Annotated in this window: 21 protein-coding genes; 10 read left to right on the top strand and 11 right to left on the bottom strand. The window is 71.8% G+C overall.

The genetic code is table 11. From position 1 onward, the window contains the following. Positions 1-46: 46 nt before the first annotated feature. A complete protein-coding gene (locus tag J8N05_RS35565) occupies positions 47-637 on the bottom strand; it encodes an N-acetylmuramoyl-L-alanine amidase (protein ID WP_210889880.1) in 591 nt (196 codons plus the stop codon). A gap of 166 nt (positions 638-803) precedes the next feature. Beyond that, entirely contained in the window at positions 804-1,037 is a 234-nt protein-coding gene (locus J8N05_RS35560) for a hypothetical protein (protein ID WP_210889879.1), read from the bottom strand. A 237-nt stretch (positions 1,038-1,274) separates the two neighbouring features. Between J8N05_RS35560 and J8N05_RS35555 the strand changes: the two genes are divergently transcribed. Further along, positions 1,275-2,681, top strand: a complete 1,407-nt coding sequence (locus J8N05_RS35555) for a family 2B encapsulin nanocompartment shell protein (RefSeq protein ID WP_210889878.1) — start codon at positions 1,275-1,277, stop codon at positions 2,679-2,681. 94 nt (positions 2,682-2,775) lie between these two features. Beyond that, complete coding sequence (locus J8N05_RS35550) at positions 2,776-3,897, top strand: family 2 encapsulin nanocompartment cargo protein polyprenyl transferase (protein WP_210889877.1); 1,122 nt, start codon at positions 2,776-2,778, stop codon at positions 3,895-3,897. A 385-nt stretch (positions 3,898-4,282) separates the two neighbouring features. Here the strand turns inward: J8N05_RS35550 and J8N05_RS35545 are convergent, their stop codons facing one another. Continuing rightward, positions 4,283-4,873 (bottom strand): TetR/AcrR family transcriptional regulator, encoded by a 591-nt coding sequence (locus tag J8N05_RS35545; RefSeq protein ID WP_210889876.1) that lies wholly within the window; start codon positions 4,871-4,873, stop codon positions 4,283-4,285. Positions 4,874-4,992: 119 nt separating this feature from the next. Between J8N05_RS35545 and J8N05_RS35540 the strand changes: the two genes are divergently transcribed. Then, positions 4,993-5,577, top strand: coding sequence for a dihydrofolate reductase family protein (locus tag J8N05_RS35540; RefSeq protein WP_210889875.1), 585 nt, complete (start codon positions 4,993-4,995; stop codon positions 5,575-5,577). Positions 5,578-5,632: 55 nt separating this feature from the next. Next, on the top strand, positions 5,633-5,851 hold the full coding sequence (locus J8N05_RS35535; RefSeq protein WP_210889874.1) for a hypothetical protein: 219 nt from the start codon (positions 5,633-5,635) through the stop codon (positions 5,849-5,851). A 39-nt stretch (positions 5,852-5,890) separates the two neighbouring features. On the opposite strand, the gene J8N05_RS35530 is transcribed toward J8N05_RS35535, so the two are convergent. The 5 genes from J8N05_RS35530 to J8N05_RS35510 form a co-directional block, all read right to left on the bottom strand. Then, positions 5,891-6,301 carry a VOC family protein gene (locus tag J8N05_RS35530; RefSeq protein ID WP_107021374.1) on the bottom strand — a complete coding sequence of 137 codons (411 nt, stop codon included), beginning with the start codon at positions 6,299-6,301 and terminating at the stop codon, positions 5,891-5,893. 5 nt (positions 6,302-6,306) lie between these two features. Then, positions 6,307-6,720 (bottom strand): helix-turn-helix transcriptional regulator, encoded by a 414-nt coding sequence (locus tag J8N05_RS35525; RefSeq protein WP_210889873.1) that lies wholly within the window; start codon positions 6,718-6,720, stop codon positions 6,307-6,309. Positions 6,721-6,788: 68 nt separating this feature from the next. Further along, positions 6,789-7,529 carry a GAF and ANTAR domain-containing protein gene (locus J8N05_RS35520; protein ID WP_210889872.1) on the bottom strand — a complete coding sequence of 247 codons (741 nt, stop codon included), beginning with the start codon at positions 7,527-7,529 and terminating at the stop codon, positions 6,789-6,791. Positions 7,530-7,853: 324 nt separating this feature from the next. Next, positions 7,854-8,612, bottom strand: a complete 759-nt coding sequence (locus J8N05_RS35515; RefSeq protein WP_210889871.1) for a GAF and ANTAR domain-containing protein — start codon at positions 8,610-8,612, stop codon at positions 7,854-7,856. A gap of 437 nt (positions 8,613-9,049) precedes the next feature. Further along, positions 9,050-9,247: a hypothetical protein gene (locus J8N05_RS35510; RefSeq protein WP_210889870.1), complete on the bottom strand. Its 198-nt coding sequence runs from the start codon at positions 9,245-9,247 to the stop codon at positions 9,050-9,052. Positions 9,248-10,529: 1,282 nt separating this feature from the next. Between J8N05_RS35510 and J8N05_RS48005 the strand changes: the two genes are divergently transcribed. The 4 genes from J8N05_RS48005 to J8N05_RS35490 all read left to right on the top strand — a co-directional run bounded on the left by J8N05_RS48005 (position 10,530) and on the right by J8N05_RS35490 (position 13,410). Next, entirely contained in the window at positions 10,530-11,378 is an 849-nt protein-coding gene (locus J8N05_RS48005) for a GAF and ANTAR domain-containing protein (protein ID WP_282108183.1), read from the top strand. Continuing rightward, positions 11,375-12,103: a GAF domain-containing protein gene (locus J8N05_RS35500; protein WP_210889869.1), complete on the top strand. Its 729-nt coding sequence runs from the start codon at positions 11,375-11,377 to the stop codon at positions 12,101-12,103. The genes J8N05_RS48005 and J8N05_RS35500 overlap by 4 nt, the downstream gene beginning before the upstream one ends. Positions 12,104-12,346: 243 nt before the next feature. Continuing rightward, positions 12,347-12,733, top strand: a complete 387-nt coding sequence (locus J8N05_RS35495; RefSeq protein ID WP_210889868.1) for an STAS domain-containing protein — start codon at positions 12,347-12,349, stop codon at positions 12,731-12,733. A 173-nt stretch (positions 12,734-12,906) separates the two neighbouring features. Next, positions 12,907-13,410, top strand: coding sequence for a hypothetical protein (locus J8N05_RS35490; RefSeq protein ID WP_210889867.1), 504 nt, complete (start codon positions 12,907-12,909; stop codon positions 13,408-13,410). A gap of 66 nt (positions 13,411-13,476) precedes the next feature. Here the strand turns inward: J8N05_RS35490 and J8N05_RS35485 are convergent, their stop codons facing one another. Together J8N05_RS35485 and sodN are read right to left on the bottom strand one after the other, a co-directional pair. Next, a complete protein-coding gene (locus J8N05_RS35485) occupies positions 13,477-13,848 on the bottom strand; it encodes a hypothetical protein (protein ID WP_210889866.1) in 372 nt (123 codons plus the stop codon). Between the two features lie 228 nt (positions 13,849-14,076). After that, positions 14,077-14,472, bottom strand: a complete 396-nt coding sequence (gene sodN / locus J8N05_RS35480; protein ID WP_210889865.1) for a superoxide dismutase, Ni — start codon at positions 14,470-14,472, stop codon at positions 14,077-14,079. Positions 14,473-14,616: 144 nt separating this feature from the next. On the opposite strand from sodN, the gene sodX reads away from it, so the two are divergent. After that, the gene (gene sodX / locus J8N05_RS35475) at positions 14,617-15,054 is read left to right on the top strand and encodes a nickel-type superoxide dismutase maturation protease (protein ID WP_210889864.1); all 438 of its coding nucleotides are present in this window, start codon (positions 14,617-14,619) and stop codon (positions 15,052-15,054) included. Here the strand turns inward: sodX and J8N05_RS35470 are convergent. Next, complete coding sequence (locus J8N05_RS35470; protein ID WP_210889863.1) at positions 14,955-15,587, bottom strand: CGNR zinc finger domain-containing protein; 633 nt, start codon at positions 15,585-15,587, stop codon at positions 14,955-14,957. The genes sodX and J8N05_RS35470 overlap by 100 nt on opposite strands. A gap of 98 nt (positions 15,588-15,685) precedes the next feature. Between J8N05_RS35470 and J8N05_RS35465 the strand changes: the two genes are divergently transcribed. Next, positions 15,686-16,444: a class I SAM-dependent methyltransferase gene (locus tag J8N05_RS35465; RefSeq protein WP_210889862.1), complete on the top strand. Its 759-nt coding sequence runs from the start codon at positions 15,686-15,688 to the stop codon at positions 16,442-16,444. Positions 16,445-16,609: the final 165 nt, after the last annotated feature.

The following is a 16,609-nucleotide window of genomic DNA, read 5'->3' as shown; positions in this document are numbered from 1 at the left end:
CGCCACCGCCCCGGCCGGGTCCGGCCCCGCCGGGGCGACCAGGTCGTCACCGCAGGAGAGCGCGGACGCGGCCCCGCATGGCGGCCATCGTGAAGCCGCGCGGGTCGATCTTGCCCGGTTGCCATTCCAGATGACCGATCACCGAGCGCTCCGTCCAGCCGTGGTGGCGGCAGATCGCCGCCGCGGCCCGCGCGGCGGCGTCCAGCTGGGCCTCCGGCCAGGGATCCTCGCCGTCGCCGAGGTTCTCGCACTCGAAGCCGTAGAAGTGGCGGTTGCCGTCGGTGTTCGCCTCGTTGTCCGCCGGCAGGGCCGTCTCGGCGATCACCGCGCGCAGGACGTCGTCGTCACCGAGGCCCGCGTGATTGGAGCGGCCGTAACCGACGAGGTGGACGCGGCCGTCCTTGGTGATCACGCCGTGACACAACGGGCCCGGCAACCCGCTGTAGCCGTCACGGCAGATCTCGACCGTGCGCTGACTGCCCGAGGTCACCGTGTGGTGGATCATCACCCCGTGGACCGGGCCCCACGGCCCCTTGTGGTTGCGGTTGTGATGCTCCCAGTCGCCGACCTCGACGACAGTGACGTCCTCCGCCTTGAGCCGGCTCAGAAAGCTGCCCGCGGACATGGGTGAGGCCACGGCCGCCTCCTCACAGGGCGCGACGGCCACCCGCCGTGGCCGCCTCGTACCGCTGCTTGTACCCGCAACTCCGCTGTAGCGACCACCTGTTCACACGGAGAGGTGCTGGAGCCGGGTGCCGAGGGTTCAGGTACCGGGACCGGGGGTCAGGTACCGCGCGCAGGGCCTAGGCGCGCAGGAAGCCGTCCCCGTGCGTCGCGATGTGGCTCTCCACCGCCTGGAGCGCCTGCTGCGTGGCCTGCGGGGAGCCGCTGCCGCGCCGCTCCGCGAGATAGGCCGCGCCGAGGGTCTTCAGCAGATCACCGCCGGTCCGCTGCGCCTGGACCTCGTCGATCTTCTGCTTGCCCTGTGAGAGGCCGCGCTGTGCTTGTTCCTTCGCGCGGTCCAGGAAGCCTGCCATGGCCGTCTCCTCCGTCGTCGTGCGTCGTGCCTGTTCAACGGGCCGTCCGATCTTGGAGTTCCCGTCCCGGAACGGCCCTCGGACCCGGCGGTCCGGGCTGCCCGGCCCTGACCGGGCGCCCGCAGTATGCCCCGCTTCGCGAAGATCCATTCCCGCTCTTTCGTGTAATAGCACCAGCACGGTCCGTGATGGAAATGTGGGCGCCGCAGCTCGTTGCACGATCGGGAGGACATTTTCATGTCGGTAGGCGAAGAGATCCGCGCGGACCAGGATCAGCCGCAGAAGAGTCTCGGCACATCCGCGGCGCGGAACCTGGCCACGACCACCAAGTCCGCACCGCAGATGCAGGAGATCAGCTCACGATGGCTGCTGCGCATGCTGCCGTGGGTGAACGTGCAGGGCGGCACATACCGGGTGAACCGCAGGCTCAGCTACTCCGTGGGAGACGGCCGCGTCACCTTCGTCAAGACGGGTGACCGTGTCCAGGTCATCCCGGCGGAGCTCGGCGAACTGCCGGCGCTGCGCACCTACGAGGACCAGGAGGTGCTCACCGAGCTGGCCGCGCGCTGCGAGCAGCGCGAGTTCGAGCCGGGCGGCGTGCTCGCCTCCTTCGGCAGTCCGGCCGACGAGGTCTTCCTGCTGGCCCACGGCAGGGTCGAGAAGATCGGCACGGGTCCGTACGGGGACGACGCGGAGCTGGGCACGCTCGCGGACGGCGCCTACTTCGGCGACCAGGCGATCCTCGACCCGGACGCCATCTGGGAGTACACGGCCCGCGCGACCACCGCGTGCACGGTCCTCGCACTGCCGCGCACGCACTTCGACGCGATCGCGGAGCGCTCCGAGTCCCTGCGCGAGCACCTCGCGCAACTGCGCGCGATCCCGCACCAGCGCGCCAACAAGTACGGCGAGAAGGAGATCGACCTCGCGGCCGGCCACACGGGCGAGCCCGCCATCCCCGGGACGTTCGTCGACTACGACGCCGCGCCGCGGGAGTACGAACTCAGCGTCGCCCAGACCGTGCTGCGCATCCACACCCGCGTGGCCGACCTCTACAACCAGCCCATGAACCAGACCGAGCAGCAGCTGCGGCTCACGGTGGAGGCGCTGAAGGAGCGCCAGGAGCACGAGCTCATCAACAACCGCGAGTTCGGGCTGCTCAACAACTGCGAGTACGACCAGCGGCTCCAGCCGCACGACGGTGTACCGAGCCCGGACGACCTGGACGAACTGCTCACCAGGCGGCGCGGCACCAAGATGCTGCTCGCCCACCCCCGGGCGATCGCCGCGTTCGGCCGTGAGCTCAACAAGCGGGGCCTCGTCCCGGAGACCCTGGAGGTGGCGGGCAACCGCATCCCGACCTGGCGCGGAGTACCGATCTACCCGTGCAACAAGATCCCGGTGACCGAGGCCAGGACGACGTCGATCATCGCCATGCGTACGGGCGAGGCGGAGCAGGGGGTCGTCGGACTCCAGCAGGCGGGCATCCCGGACGAGATCGAACCGAGCCTGTCCGTGCGGTTCATGGGCATCAGCGAGCAGGCGATCATGTCGTACCTGGTGACGACGTACTACTCGGCCGCGGTCCTGGTGCCCGACGCGCTCGGCGTCCTGGAGAACGTCGAGATCGGCCGCTGGCGGTGACCTCCGGTACCTCCGGCGCACCGCGTGCCGTGTCCCCGTCCGCCGGACCGGGTAGACCCCAGGGGGACGTCCGCGCGTCCCAGGAGGCGGACCCATGGGTGAGTTCATGACGGAGACGCGCACGGAGCCATGGACATCCGCAGTGGCAGGAGCCGTCCCCGAGCAGGGGCCGGCGCCCGCCGGGCCGCACGGCTCGCCCGACGCACAGGAGGCGGCCGCCATCCTCGACAGGGCCAGGGACTCGGTCGAACCTGAACTGCGCCGGGCCGTCGAGTCGTTGCCCGGCCCGTTACGACGGGTCGCCCTCCACCACTTCGGGTGGCAGCACGTGGACGGCACTCCGGCGGCGGGGAACGCGGGCAAGGCCATCCGGCCCGCGCTCGTACTGGCCGCGACCGGAGCACTCGGCGGGCACCGGACGAACGCCGTCCGGGCGGCCGCCGCGGTGGAGCTGGTGCACAACTTCACGCTGCTGCACGACGACCTGATGGACCGGGACACCACCCGCAGGCACCGGCCCACCGCCTGGGCCGTGTTCGGTGACGCCGACGCGGTCCTCGCGGGGGACTCCCTGCAGGCGCTGGCGCACCGGCTGCTCGCCGAGGACCCGCATCCGGCGTCCGCGGCGGGGGCCGCGCGGCTCGCCGACTGCGTCGTCGAACTGTGCGCGGGACAGCAGGCCGACACGGCGATGGAGCGCCGTGCCCCCGATGACATCACGCTCGATGAGGTACTGGCCATGGCCGAGGCCAAGACCGGTGCGCTCCTGGGGTGCGCGTGCGCGCTGGGGGCGCTGTACGCGGGCGCGGACGACGCGGATGTCGCGGCGCTGGACGCGTTCGGGCGCGAGGCCGGGCTCGCCTTCCAGCTCATCGACGACGTGATCGGTATCTGGGGGGACCCGGGGCGCACCGGCAAGCCGGCCGGGGCGGACCTCATGGCCCGCAAGAAGTCCCTCCCGGTGGTCGCGGCGCTCGCCTCCGGCACCCCGGCCGCGGCCGAACTCGCCGAGCTGTACCGGGCTCCCTACCGGGACGGCGAGCTGGAGCGCACGGTCCTCGCCGTCGAGCGGGCGGGCGGTCGCGACTGGGCCCAGATCCAGGCGGCCGACCGGATGGCGCGGGCCCTCGGCCATCTCTCCCGCGCGGTCCCGGACCCGGAGGCGGCGGAAGGCCTGCTGTCGCTGGCGGAGTTCGTGACCCGGCGGACCTCATGAGGAGGGCCGTCTGAGACACCGGACTTCTCCGTCGCGTGCGGCACCTGACGGCGCGGCGGGGCGGAGGGGCTCCGGTTTCGGCGGGCCCCGCGCATCCCCACGGTGCGCGGGACCCGCCACCCCTCGCCCGGGTGATCGCCGAGGCGCATCCGGCGAGGGCTGCCCACGGGCATCTCTGGACGATCGGCGTCCGGCCCGTGCGGCAGGGGGAGGGGCGGAACTGTCCGACAAGGCTTGGGGCGGTTCTTCGGGTGCGGCGCCGCGTGGGCTGGTCGCGCAGTTCCCCGCGCCCCTGAAAGCGTCGGTCTCGGCGTGGTCGCGGAAGGTGCCGCGGCCCCTGGGAGCGTCGGTCTCGGCGCGGTTGCGGAGGCGCCCTCCCGTGCCGCTAGGAGTGGGGGACGATCGTGTCGACGATGCGTTCCAGCAGGCCGTCCGGGACGCTCACGCCCGGTAGGGCGCCGTCCAGTACCCCCGGCAGGGTCAGGTGTTCGAGGATCAGGCCGAGCATGGCGACGTAGAGGATCGTCACGGTCTCGTCGCCGCCCGGCAGGCCCGCCGTGCGGTGGAACTCCATGCCGTACTCAAGGTCGGCGCGGACGGTCTTCGTGTACGAGGCCCGCAGTTCGGGGCGGCGCGTGGCCTCCAGACGCATCTCCAGGAGGCCCAGGTACCCCGTGCGGTCGCGCTGGGCGCGGGCCATGAGGTCGTGCATGAAGGCCGTGACCAGCGCGCGGTCCCGCGGGGCCGTCAGAAGCTCGGCCATGACCTCCGGATCCGGGGCCAGCCGCTCGTGCAGCCGGGCGTCGATCTGCCGGAGCAGGTCGTCGCGGCCGGTGAAGTAGTTCGAGGCGGTCCCCACCGGCACCCCGGCCTCGGCGTCCACCGCGCGGAAGGTCAGCCCGCGGGCCCCCTCGCGGGCCAGGACCTCCACCCCGGCGTCGACCAGCGCGGCTCGGCGCTGCGGGTTGCGCACCATCCGGAATCCTCTCTCCCACTTCGCTTCCGTACGGGAAGCGGTCGGTAATCGCCTTGCAACCACTACAAGTGAAGCACTATGAATGGAGTGGTTCAGTCAGCCTACGGAAAGAGACCGGCTTGCGAAAGCTCACGTATTTCATCGCCTGCTCGATCGACGGCTTCATCGGCGATCCGGGCGGCGACGGCTCGATGATGGTCCGGTTCGTGGACGAGGAGTTCTTCGCGTTCCTCAGGACCGAGTATCCGGAGACGCTGCCCACCCACGGCCGCCGCGCGCTGGGCATCGACGACCTGGCGAACCGCAAGTACGACACGGTCGTGCAGGGCCGCGCCAGCTACGACCTGGCGCTGCAGATCGACGTCACCAGCCCCTACGCCCATCTGCGCGAGTACGTCGCCTCGCGCACGCTGAAGGAGTCGCCCGACCCGAACGTCGAGATCGTCGCCGACGACCTGGTCGGCAAGGTCCGCGAACTCAAGGCGGAGGAAGGCGACTTCGGCATCTATCTGTGCGGTGGCTCGCAGATCGCGGGCGAGCTGCTCGACGAGATCGACGAACTGGTCGTCAAGACGTACCCCATCGTGCTGGGCACCGGCATGCCGATGTTCGGCTCCGGCTTCGCGATCAGCGAGTTCACGCTCGGCGAGGTGCGTACGTTCAAGAACGGGGCGGTCGTGCGGACGTACAGCAGGAAGCGCTGATTCCGGGGCTGCCGCCCGGCTGTCGGGCCGACTCCTCCCGCAATATTCTGGAGGCATGGCCAGCGATGAGTCCCTCTGTCCGGTCTGCGAGCAGTCCGTCGACACGGTCGTGCGTCGGCACAAGACCCTGGGCGTCTTCGTGCCCGTGTGGGGTCCCGGCCCCTGCCACAACCCCCGCTGCGCGAGCTACGAGGCAGGGGAGGAGCCCGCGCTCATGACCGAGCCGGGCCTGCCGTCCGAGGAGTCCCGCCCCGGCGCGGAGCGGGAGTCCTGACCGGCAACGCCCGGGGCCGGCAGCCGGTGGCCGGTCCCGTCACTTGCGCTGGGTGAAGCGCAGGAGATTGCCCGCGGGGTCGCGGACCGCGCAGTCACGGACTCCGTACGGCTGGTCCATCGGTTCCTGGATGATGTCCGCGTCCGCGGCGAGCAGCCGTTCGTACGTCGCGTCGCAGTTCTCCGTGGTGAAGATGACACCGCGGAGCAGCCCCTTGGCCAGCAGTTCGGCCACCGCCTGCCGGTCCGCCGCCGGTGCGTTCGGATCGGCCAGCGGCGGCTCCAGGACGATCTCCACGTCCGGCTGGAGCGGGGGCCCCACGGTGACCCAGCGCATGCCCTCGAACCCGACGTCGTTACGGACCTCCAGGCCCAGCACGTCACGGTAGAAGGCGAGCGCCCGGTCATGGTCGTCGACGGAGATGAAACACTGCGCGATTTTGAGGTCCATGACCTTCACGCTAGAGGCTTGGCCGCCGCCCGGCGCACCGGTCGCGTGTACATCTTCGCCACGCAGGCCGGGATCGCCGCCCCCGGCTCGTGCGACCGGGCCCGGTACGCGCTCGGTGTCTCTCCGACCAGCTCCGTGAAGCGGGAGCTGAACGAACCGAGCGACGTGCATCCCACCGCGAAGCAGACCTCCGTGACGCTCAGGTCGCCGCGTCTCAGCAGCGCCTTCGCCCGCTCGATGCGGCGCGTCATGAGATAGCCGTACGGAGTCTCGCCGAAGGCCGCGCGGAAGCTGCGCTGGAAGTGGCCCGGGGACATCAGCGCGGTGCGCGCGAGCATGGGCACGTCCAGCGGCTCGGCGTACTCACGGTCCATGCGGTCGCGTGCCTTGCGCAGCCGGACCAGGTCCTCCGTGGTCATGCCCTCAGCATCCCACGGCCCACCGACAGCGTCCCCGGACCGGCCCGTGGGGGACCGGTCGGCGGGGATCAGTCGGCGGGTTCGGAGAGCGGGAGTTCGCCGGTGCCGTCCAGGAACTCCCGGGCCACGTCCGAGATCCGGCGCCGGCGCGAGCGGGCGTGGTCGCGCAGCAGCGCGAAGGCCTCGTCCACGGTGATCCGGCGCTGCTGGGCGAGGGCGCCCTTGGCCTGTTCGACGAGGATGCGGGACTCCAGCGCGGTCTCCAGCTGCTCGGTGAGCCGCGTCTGCCGGCGCAGTTCCCGCTGCTGCAGTATCGGGATGGCGGCGAAGTCGGCGAGGGCCCGGCCCAGTCTGAGCTGCGCGGGGTCCGGTGTGCCGGGCCCGTCCACGAAGAGGCTGAGGGCGCCGACCACCTCGTCGCGTACGCGTAACGGTGTCGCGGCGACCGAGTGGAAGCCCAGACGACGGGCCCTGCGGGTGAAGCGGGGCCAGGCGGCACGCGCGTCGGGGTGGTCGAGGGCGATCCCCTCGACGGGGTTTCCGGTGCGCAGACAGTCCTGGCACGGCCCCTCGCCCCAGTCGGCGCCGTTCCGTTCGAGGCTGCGGACACGGGCGTCGGATCCGGTGACCTCCGCCCGGCCGTTCCGGGGCGCGGCCAGGGCGACCCCCGCGGCCGAGATGTCCAGCAGATCGACGCAGCGCTCGGAGAGGGTGCGCAGGAACTGCACGTCGTCGAAGTCGCCCGCCAGGGTGGTGGCGAGCTCCACGAAAGCGGCGGCCAACCGCTCCTCGCGCGGCTGCTCGGGCATCCGGCTTCCTCCCCTTTCCGGGTCGAGCCTCTCTCTGCCGGTGCGTTCCCGCCGATACGTTCCCCTGGATCACACTGCCGCGCGTCGACTCGCACCGGAACGTTCTGCCGGTCCTGTTGGTCCTGTTGGTCCTGTTGGTCCTGCCGGTCCTGTTCGGCTCCGGCCTCCCGGTCGGGCGGACGGGCGGCTTCAAGCCTACGGCGGCGGAGGCCCGGGTTCGATGGCAATCACGCGATGAATCGGGCCCGTTCGGTGACTCCTGCCGCACGCCGATCAACCCGAGCGGGACTGCCGCCCAGGTGACCGCGACCGGTGCGCAGGTGGTCAGGGAGCCTGGTGCCGACGCGGAAAAGCCGAGGTGTCGGACGCGTCGGCGACGACCAGCGCGGCCAGGTCGACGAGCTTCATCCGCTTCGCGCGCGCATGGCCGCGCAGCTGCTCGAACGCCTCCTGGAGGTCACAGCCCAGGCGTTCGGTGAGGATGCCCTTGGCCTGCTCGATGAGGACGCGGCTGTTCAGGGCGTTCTGCAGCTGATCGCCCCGGACGAGCGCGTCGCGCAACACATCGCGATGGGCAAGACCGAGGGCCGTGGCGTCGGCGAGGAGCCGGGCCCACCGGATGCCCGCCGGCCCGAGCCCGCCGTGCTGGTGGTAGAGATCGAGCGCGCCCAGCGCCCGGTCCTGATGGACCAGGGGCAGGGCCGTGACAGCGGTGAAGCCCTCGGACAGGGCACGGCTGGTGAAGCGGGGCCAGCGGGTCCGGCTGTGCGGGTGGGACATCGGAATGTTGGCCAGGGGCCCCTTGCCGCGTGCGATGTCCAGGCAGGGGCCCACGCGCGACTCGGCCTGCAGACACTCCAGCCGACGCGTGCGTTCGTCCGTCGCGGCCATGCGCCAGGGAGTGCCCTCCGGGCCGATCAGACTGCAGGCGGCCGCCTCCACACCGGGCACCAGGGACGTGACCCGCGCAAGCCGGCGCAGCAGATGCTCCTCGCTCTCGCCCTGGGCCGGAGCGTCGACCAGAGCGAGCAGATTCGCGGCTAATTCCTGCGACCGGGTGGTGTCGAGCGGTTCGATGCTCATCTCGGGTTTCCTTGACGGCTGGGTGGGGCTGCCGAGCCGGAACGGACGGCCCCGGATGCCCAGCCATCGCCGCCGGGCCCGGGGGGGGTGTTGTTCGTTCCACACGACAGCCAAGCACATGGCGCCATCGCGCGACTACGGTGAGTCCGTGACGGTGGTATCTTCCGGCCCGCGCCCCCTCGGGAGCGCGAAGCTTTGCACACCGTTGACTCTCTCGCGCCGCGGGGGCACAGGGACGTGTACGGAAAAGGTGTCCGAGTCGGCCCGTCGGTGTCAGGGCCTCGCTGGGCGGAGCCGGTTGCACGGGTGTTCCGGGACGGGTGTCCGGGCGGCGCCCGCACCGGGCCCGTAAGCGGACGAAGTGATGGTGCGTCATGCGCCGCCGTTCAGGACGGGCCGTACCGCGGCCGTACCTTCCTGAGCGGGTCGGCCCGGGGTCATGGCTTCCTCGTCCTCCCACTGCCGTCCCGCGGAGTGCGCCGGTCCGCGTTCTCCTGCTCGGGAGCGCTCCGGTCCCTGTCCCGTGGCAGGCCGTGGTTCCTGGACGCGTCGGCGCGCAGTCCACGGGACAGCTCCGCCACGAACGCCTCCCACAGCCGGCCCGTGGGCGGGAATCCCGCTTCGTCAGTGGCCAACGGGCGCCTCCCGCCCGGCCGTTGCCCACCCGTGTCCGACCCGGTCGACCTGGGTCGACTCCCGGCCGATCCGCCGGGCCCGGACGCCGACGGCCCTCCGGCCGCGGTGGTCGCCGTACCGGCCGCCGGGTGCTGCGCACGCCGGCGATCTCCGGTGCGGAAGGTGATCGCGGCGGCAGGTGCCGGGCCGTCCGCGATGCTCCCCGGGACGGAACGGCGACCGGGGGCTGGGCGGTCGAGGCGGCTGCGTGCCGTGCCGCCGCGGTCCGTGCCGAACGGCGGGCGGCATGCCCACGCCGAACAGCCGCTCCGAGCCCGTGTGCGGCGCGGCGCGACGACGGCGTACGACGTCCGCCGTCCGTGGCGGCCGGGCACCGCTGTGAGGTACGCCGCCGAGGGCGAAGGCTTCGCGCCCGAACGCCGTTCGTGTCGGACGGAGTTCCGCGACGGCCGCCGTACGACCGCCCCCGGCCGGTCCGCCCGTGCGACGTTCGGCGGGAGTCCGGGTCGATCCGTGCACCCTGGCGTAGCCGACCAGGATCCTCATGGGATCGGATCACTCCTTCTTCGGCGTAGGGAATCTGGTGTCCGCCGCTGCCGGCGCAGACGTGTTCGCGCTCGCGTTCGTGGTAGGAGCGAAGTGTTCGAGCAGCCTGTACCGGAGTGGCGCGGACGGTCGGGGCGTACGCCGGAGCGGGACAGGAAGGGGCCCCGGGAAAGGTGGGGCTCCATCGGCACCTGTGACGGCGGGCGTACGCGGCGGGCGCGGGGCGGCGGCCGGACGGCGTACGGCCGAAGGGTGTGGTCCCCACGGCCGAGCCGGTCGCCGCGTGCCGGTGCCGCTGGGCGCACGGCCCCCTTCGCAAGGCCCTCACCTCGGTTTTCGCTCATGGGTCGCCGATGCGCGCGGTGCTTCGCCGGGGTCCTGGGCTCCGGTCACCCTAAGCCGGGCCGACAGCGCGGAACAGAGGGTGATCGGCCACTCACGGACGGCACGCCGCGACCGTGGCAGGCCGGGAGTGGGCAGCCCGCAGGAGGTGCCCGGTACGAAAAGGGGGGTCGCCGTGGCCGAAAAGGTACGAGTTCCGGGACGGTGCGCGTCCGAACCGTCAAGAGTCCGAACCGGTACGGGCCACGAGCGGGCGGGAGGACGAGACTGGGGGCACGGGTGTCGTGGCGTGACAGGGCGCGACGGACGGGTGGTGGCGCTCCGGTGGCGCCGGTGTGGGCGATACTTGGCGGATCATGCTGCTGGCCGTCGGACCGGGCGGAGGTGAAGCCGATGCGGCACGAGAATCGCGGCGGCGACAACGAGATGCCCGACCGTATACAGCCGTCCGACGTGGAGGACCGCCGCCGGGTCACCGAGGCCTTCACCTCGTTGGCCTCGTCCAGCGACGTGCACAGGGTGCCCGAGCTGCTGTGCGCGGCCTGCGTGGACCTGCTGCCCGTCACCGGCGCCTCGATCTCGATCACCGGCAGCAGAACCGCACGGGCGCTGTGGTGCGCCAGCGACGACACGGCCGCCCGGCTCGCCGAGGCGCAGTACACGCTGGGCGACGGACCCTGTCAGAGCGCCCTCGACCGGGCCGCCCCGGTGCTCGCGCCGGACCTCACCCAGGGGCCGGACGCCCGCCGCTGGCCGGTCTTCGCCCATCAGGCCGTCGAGTTGGGCGTCCGGGCGGTCTTCTCGCTGCCCCTCGGCGCCGGCGCGCTCGCGATCGGGACCCTCGACCTCTACCGGGACACCTCGGGCCCCCTGTCCGCGAAAGACCTGCGGATCGCGCTGCTGGCGCGGGACGCGGTCACGTTCGCCGTACTGAATCTCGAAGCAGCGTCGGACGGTTTCACCTCTGCGGACGAAGCAGGAGTAGCGTCGTGGGTGGATGCCGCGGAAGCCGACCACATCGAGGTCCATCAGGCCGTTGGCATGGTCATGGTCCAACTCGGGATCGATCCCGAGCAGGCACTGGACCGACTGCGGGCACACGCCTTCGCGAAAGGGCGGACGGTCACCGAGGTGGCCCAGGAAGTTCTGGCCCGAACGCTGCGTTTCCATCCGGAAGCGGACGACGATCAGCCGAAGGGCCGCGGTCGGCTCGGCGACGAAGGAGACGGTGACCGGTCATGACCCGTGAAGAGCAGCTCGCCGAGGCGTTCGTCGGGCTGGCGGACACCCTCGCCGACGGCTTCGACCCGGTGATCCTGCTGGATCGCCTGGCCGGCCACTGCGTCGGCATCGTGGGTGCCGACACGGTCAGCGTCATGATGGCCACGGTCCGCGGCGACCTTCGTACGATGTCGGTCTCCGCCCACGCGGCCACGGCCGAACTGGTCCAGACGCAGACCCGGGAAGGCCCCGGCCGGGACTGCTACCGGACCCGGCTGCCGGTGGACGCCACCCACCTCGACGGGCTCGACGGCCGCTGGCCGCGGTTCACGGCCCAGGTCCAGGAAGCCGGTTACGGCGCCGCGCACGCGCTGCCGCTGCGGGTCAACCACCAGACCATCGGGTCCGTGAGCCTCCTGCTCACCGCGCCCGCCGGGCTCCTGCCGGGCGATCTGCGCCTCGCCCAGGCGCTCGCCGACGTGGCCGCCGTGGCGCTGGTCCACTGGAGCCCGGACCCCGCCCGGCCCATGGACATCCTCACCCACGTCCAGGCTGCCGTCGCCGCCAAGGCCACCGTCGAGATGGCGCAGGGCATGCTGGCCGAGCACGGCCGGCTCGAACCCGCACGGGCGATGGAGGCCCTGCTCGCCTACAGCGGCCTCAACGGCAACCGGCTCACCGCGACCGCCCAGGCACTGGTCCGCCGCACCCTCGAACCGTCCGCGGTGCTCGCAGCCCTGGAATGACCCCGGCCGGTACGAGCCGTCGCGCACGCCCCCTGCGCCACGGCGTGCGCAGGGGCGCCCGATCCATGCAAGTACCACCAAGAAGCATCCCGTGTACGGCGTACGACCGCGTTTGACCGGGCACGATGGTGAGTATCACTTCGGTGCCGCCCAAGACCCTGGCGGCGTCCGCAGCGCGTCCCCCCAGCCGCGCCCTCGCGTGTGCCGTCATTCCTGCATTCCTGGAAAACACTGAGGTGGGCCATGGGCACCCATCACGTCACCTTCGGCCTGCGCCACCGGACGGCGGGAGACACGCTGTTACTCCTGCCCCGCGGCGAGCTGGACGCCTGGGCCGACCAGGAGCTGTTCCCGCTGGTGGCCGAACTCCTCGACCGTCCCCGGGACCGGGCCCTGTCCGGTGTCGTCGTGGACCTCGGGGCGGTGACCTTCCTCGACGCCGGCGGTCTGCGCCTGCTGGTCCGCCTCAGGAACCGGACGTGCCTGAGCGGCGTCGAACTGCGGCTCGCCCGCACCCCCGCCAAGGTCCGTCGCGTCCTGCGTCTCTCCCGGCTCGAACGTACCTTCACGTTCCTCGACGAACCCGGATCACCCTGCGACAAGGCCTCCGGGCGCGGTGTGCCCGCCTGACCGGACAGCGTCTTGCCGGGACTCCTCGGCCGTACGAGAGTGGGAACGCGCTCCCGCGCCGGGTTCGGCCGGTCCGGGGGCGCCGGCCCCGGACCCCGGCAGGCACCCCCACATCGGACGCGATCCGCGTGCGCCCCCGAAGGCGTGCGCGGGCGCCGGCGGAGGGCCCAAGCGTGGACGGACGTCACCGGAGCGGGCCGGAGCACCTGGCCCGGCCGACCGAGCAGGACCACCGGACCCGACTGACCGAGCAGGAGTGCCGCGAGGTCCTGGCCCGGACACCGGCCGCCCGGCTGGCCGTCACCCGCCGTGGTCTGCCCCGTATCGAACTGGTCGGGCTGGTCCACTTCGACGATGAACCGGTGGCGCTCCTGCCCGAGGACAGTCCCGTCGCCCGGGCGCTGTCCGAGGTGATCTCCCCGCGCAGGCTCGTCGCGCTGCAGACCGACGACCTGACCGACTCCCGGCACGAGGTGCACAGCGTCACCGCCGTCGCCCGGCCCCGCTGGATCGTCGGCTTCGACGACGTGCGCGAGTGCCGGCGCATAGCCGAGGCCCGGGGGCTCGACGTCAGGGCCGACACCTGGTTCCTGGCCATGACCCACCCCGTGCTCATGGGCCGGCGGGTTCCGCTGCGGAGTCCGGGCCCTGTGCCGAACAACCACGCGCGGACCTGAGCCGGCCGCGGGAGGGGCGGCGCGTCGACTGCGGCCGGGTGGCGAGGAGGCTGACGGGGCCGCCCGTCAGGGAGCGGCGGCCTGGGGGTCGGCGGCCCGGGGCTCGGCGGCGACCGCCGACAGCAAGGGCGCGCTGTGCCGCTCCGGCCGGTGGCCGCCGGCGTCGGGGACCGGGCTGCGGGGCGCGCCGGGCATGCCGGGCAGCGGTACGGGGCGGCGTGCCACGAGACGGCCCGCCGGGCGGTGGCCGCAGCGGCCGCAGGGCGGCGCGCTCTCGGCGGCGTAGGGCGACGGCACACTGCGGTTGTCGCAGGAGAAGTACTCCCACTCGTGACCGAGGCCGTCCATGAAGCGCTGTACGTCGTAGTCGAGGGTCCAGCGGTCCTGGCACCGGCCGCAGGTGAACTCGACCCGCTCCACAGCCAGTTCGGTGATCATGCCGCACCCCTCCCGCGTCATCGTTCTCTATACTCCGCCGGTCGCGGGATTGACAATGATCGGCTCAACTTCTTTTCCCTCCCATGGGGAGGTTCCCTGGACGCGCGGGGCGAGGAAACGACCGCACCCGGACCGCGATGGACGCCGGGTTCGGCGGCCTGCGGACCGGGTGCGGTCGGGAAGGCGCTGCGGTCAGAACAACCGCAGGTCAGAGAGCATGACGCGAGGTCAGGCCTTCTTGGTCTCCCAGAAGATCTTGTCGATCTGGGCGATGTGGTCGAGAGCCTTCTGGCCCGTCGCCGGGTCGGTCGAGCCCTTCGCGGCCGAGAGGGCCTTGAGCGCGTCGTTGACCAGCTGGTGCAGCTCCGGGTACTTCTCGAAGTGCGGGGGCTTGAAGTAGTCGCTCCACAGCACCGAGACGTGATGCTTGGCGAGCTCGGCGCGCTGCTCCTTGATGACGGTGGCGCGGGCCTGGAAGTGCGGGTCGTCGTTGCCGGCCATCTTTTCCTGGACGGCCTTGACCGACTCCGCCTCGATGCGGGCCTGGGCGGGGTCGTACACACCACAGGGCAGGTCGCAGTGTGCGCTGACCTTGACCTTGGGGGCAAACAGGCGGGAAAGCATTGAGCTGTCCTTCCTCGTGATCGTCTTCTCAGGTGGGACATTACTCCGTGAGGGACGGGTTTTCGCGAGTGCCCCCGTGGGCTTAGGACAAAAGTCCAGGGTCAGACTGGGACTCGTGGAGGATAGGACCGGGGAGGTGCCGGGATGCCGGAGCTGTCGCAGGAGACCGAGCGCGGGAGGGGCGTCCTGCCGTTCGGGGCCGCCGAGGTGACGGGGCCGTCCATGACGCCCACGCTGCTGCACGGGGACCAACTCGTCGTGCAGTACGGGGCCAGGGTCAGGCCCGGTGACGTCGTCGTCCTGCGCCATCCGTTCCAGCAGGACCTGCTGGTCGTGAAGCGCGCGGCCGAGCGGCGTGAGGGCGGCTGGTGGGTGCTCGGCGACAACTCGTTCGCCGGCGGGGACAGCAGGGACTACGGAACCGTGCCCGAGGAACTGGTCCTCGGGAAGGTGCGGTTCCGCTACCGGCCGCTGGAGAAAGGTCAGCGCTCGCCGTTCGCGGTCGCGCGCTGGGTGTGGTCGGCCGCCCGGCCGGTGCTCTCCGGCCGGTCCTCCGCCTCCAGGCGCTTGCGGGCGCGGTAGGCGGCGACGTTCGCCCGGGTCGCGCAGCGGTCCGAGCAGTAGCGCCGGGAGCGGTTCGTCGAGGTGTCGAGATAGGCGTTGCGGCACGGCGGTGCCTCGCACAGGCCCAGGCGGTCCACGCCGTACTCGGTGAGGTGGAAGGCCAGGCCCATCGCGGCGATCGCGGCGTACCCGGCGGTCGCGTTCGACGGGTGGTCCGCCAGGTGCATGTGCCACAGCGGGCGGCCGTCGTCGTCCCGGAAGTCGTGGCCCGAGATCTGCGGGCTGACCGGGAACTCCAGCAGCAGCGAGTTCAGCAGGTCCACGGCGAGTGTCTCGTTGCCGCCGTCGGCCGCCTCGAAGACCGCGCGCAGCCGGGCCCGTACGCCCCGGAAGCGGGTCACGTCCGAGTCGTTGGCGCGGCGGCCCGCCGACGAGTTGCCCCCGAAGAGGTCACGGACGGCCTCGACCGACGTGAGCGTGTCCTTGCCCCGGGCCGGTTCCTCGCTGTTGACGAGACGGACGGCGTAATCCGAGTAATAGGCCAGTTCCACTTGTAGTCCTTACGAGGGCGCTCTATGGTCGTGGTGCGGGCACGTAATGGCTGATGGCGCTTCCAGGGTATTACATCCTGGAGTCGAAAGGGGCTTTCATGACGACCACCCTCGGGTCCGACTGGCAGGCGTGGCAGGAGAGCTGGGACCGGCAGCAGGAGTGGTACCTCCCGGACCGCGAGGAGCGGTTCCGGGTCATGCTCGACATGGTCGAGGCGCTGGTGGGCCCCGAGCCACGGGTCCTGGACCTCGCGTGCGGTACGGGAAGTATCACGGCCCGGCTCCTCGAAAGGTTCCCGAAGGCGGTCAGTACCGGTGTCGATCTCGATCCGGCGCTCCTGACCATCGCCGAGGGCACGTTCGCGGGCGACGACCGGGTCTCGTTCGTCACGGCGGACCTCAAGGACCCCGAGTGGGTCTCGCTGCTGCCGTACGAGTCGTACGACGCTGTCCTGACCGCGACCGCGCTGCACTGGCTGCACAGTGAGCCGCTGGCGGTGCTGTACGGGCAGGTCGCCGGGGTCGTCCGGGAGGGTGGCGTGTTCATGAACGCGGACCACATGGTCGACGAGACGACTCCGCTGATCAACGCGGCGGACCGGGCGCAGCGGCATGCGCGGATGGAGACGGCGAAGGCCGCGGGGGTGCTCGACTGGGCGTCGTGGTGGGCGCTGGCCGCGGCCGATCCCGTGCTGGCCGGGCCGACGGCCCGGCGCTTCGAGATCTACGGGGAGCATGCGGACGGGGACACTCCGTCGGCCTCGTGGCATGCGGGGGCCCTGCGGGCGGCGGGGTTCGGGGAGGCGCGGGAGGTGTGGCGGTCGCCGTCCGACGCGCTGGTCCTGGCCGTCCGCTGACCGACTTCCTCTCGCCCCCGCCGCCCTTACCCTTCCCGTCCACACATGGGGGCTGCGCCCCCTCGCCCCCCTGATCGCGCTACGCGCTCGTCCTCAAACGCCGGACGGGCTGGGTGGGGGTGGCGGGGGCCTGAGGGGCGGGTGGGTATCGGCCTGAACGGCCTC

The sequence above is a fragment of the Streptomyces liliiviolaceus genome, assembly GCF_018070025.1.
Lineage (GTDB): Bacteria > Actinomycetota > Actinomycetes > Streptomycetales > Streptomycetaceae > Streptomyces > Streptomyces liliiviolaceus.
Note: the sequence above shows the minus strand (reverse complement) of the source record. Positions and strands in the feature narration are given on the sequence as shown.

Bases quoted from the DNA above. Each gene is read 5' to 3' on its own strand.
- J8N05_RS35525 (WP_210889873.1), bottom strand. From the start codon at position 6,720: ATGACCACGGAGGACCTGGTCCGGCTGCGCAAGGCACGCGACCGCATG.
- J8N05_RS35555 (WP_210889878.1), top strand. From the start codon at position 1,275: ATGTCGGTAGGCGAAGAGATCCGCGCGGACCAGGATCAGCCGCAGAAG.
- J8N05_RS35535 (WP_210889874.1), top strand. From the start codon at position 5,633: ATGGCCAGCGATGAGTCCCTCTGTCCGGTCTGCGAGCAGTCCGTCGAC.
- J8N05_RS35545 (WP_210889876.1), bottom strand. From the start codon at position 4,873: ATGGTGCGCAACCCGCAGCGCCGAGCCGCGCTGGTCGACGCCGGGGTG.
- J8N05_RS35500 (WP_210889869.1), top strand. From the start codon at position 11,375: ATGACCCGTGAAGAGCAGCTCGCCGAGGCGTTCGTCGGGCTGGCGGAC.
- J8N05_RS35520 (WP_210889872.1), bottom strand. From the start codon at position 7,529: ATGCCCGAGCAGCCGCGCGAGGAGCGGTTGGCCGCCGCTTTCGTGGAG.
- J8N05_RS35550 (WP_210889877.1), top strand. From the start codon at position 2,776: ATGGGTGAGTTCATGACGGAGACGCGCACGGAGCCATGGACATCCGCA.
- J8N05_RS35515 (WP_210889871.1), bottom strand. From the start codon at position 8,612: ATGAGCATCGAACCGCTCGACACCACCCGGTCGCAGGAATTAGCCGCG.
- J8N05_RS35465 (WP_210889862.1), top strand. From the start codon at position 15,686: ATGACGACCACCCTCGGGTCCGACTGGCAGGCGTGGCAGGAGAGCTGG.
- J8N05_RS35530 (WP_107021374.1), bottom strand. From the start codon at position 6,301: ATGGACCTCAAAATCGCGCAGTGTTTCATCTCCGTCGACGACCATGAC.
- J8N05_RS35495 (WP_210889868.1), top strand. From the start codon at position 12,347: ATGGGCACCCATCACGTCACCTTCGGCCTGCGCCACCGGACGGCGGGA.
- sodX (WP_210889864.1), top strand. From the start codon at position 14,617: ATGCCGGAGCTGTCGCAGGAGACCGAGCGCGGGAGGGGCGTCCTGCCG.
- J8N05_RS35485 (WP_210889866.1), bottom strand. From the start codon at position 13,848: ATGATCACCGAACTGGCTGTGGAGCGGGTCGAGTTCACCTGCGGCCGG.
- sodN (WP_210889865.1), bottom strand. From the start codon at position 14,472: ATGCTTTCCCGCCTGTTTGCCCCCAAGGTCAAGGTCAGCGCACACTGC.
- J8N05_RS48005 (WP_282108183.1), top strand. From the start codon at position 10,530: ATGCGGCACGAGAATCGCGGCGGCGACAACGAGATGCCCGACCGTATA.
- J8N05_RS35560 (WP_210889879.1), bottom strand. From the start codon at position 1,037: ATGGCAGGCTTCCTGGACCGCGCGAAGGAACAAGCACAGCGCGGCCTC.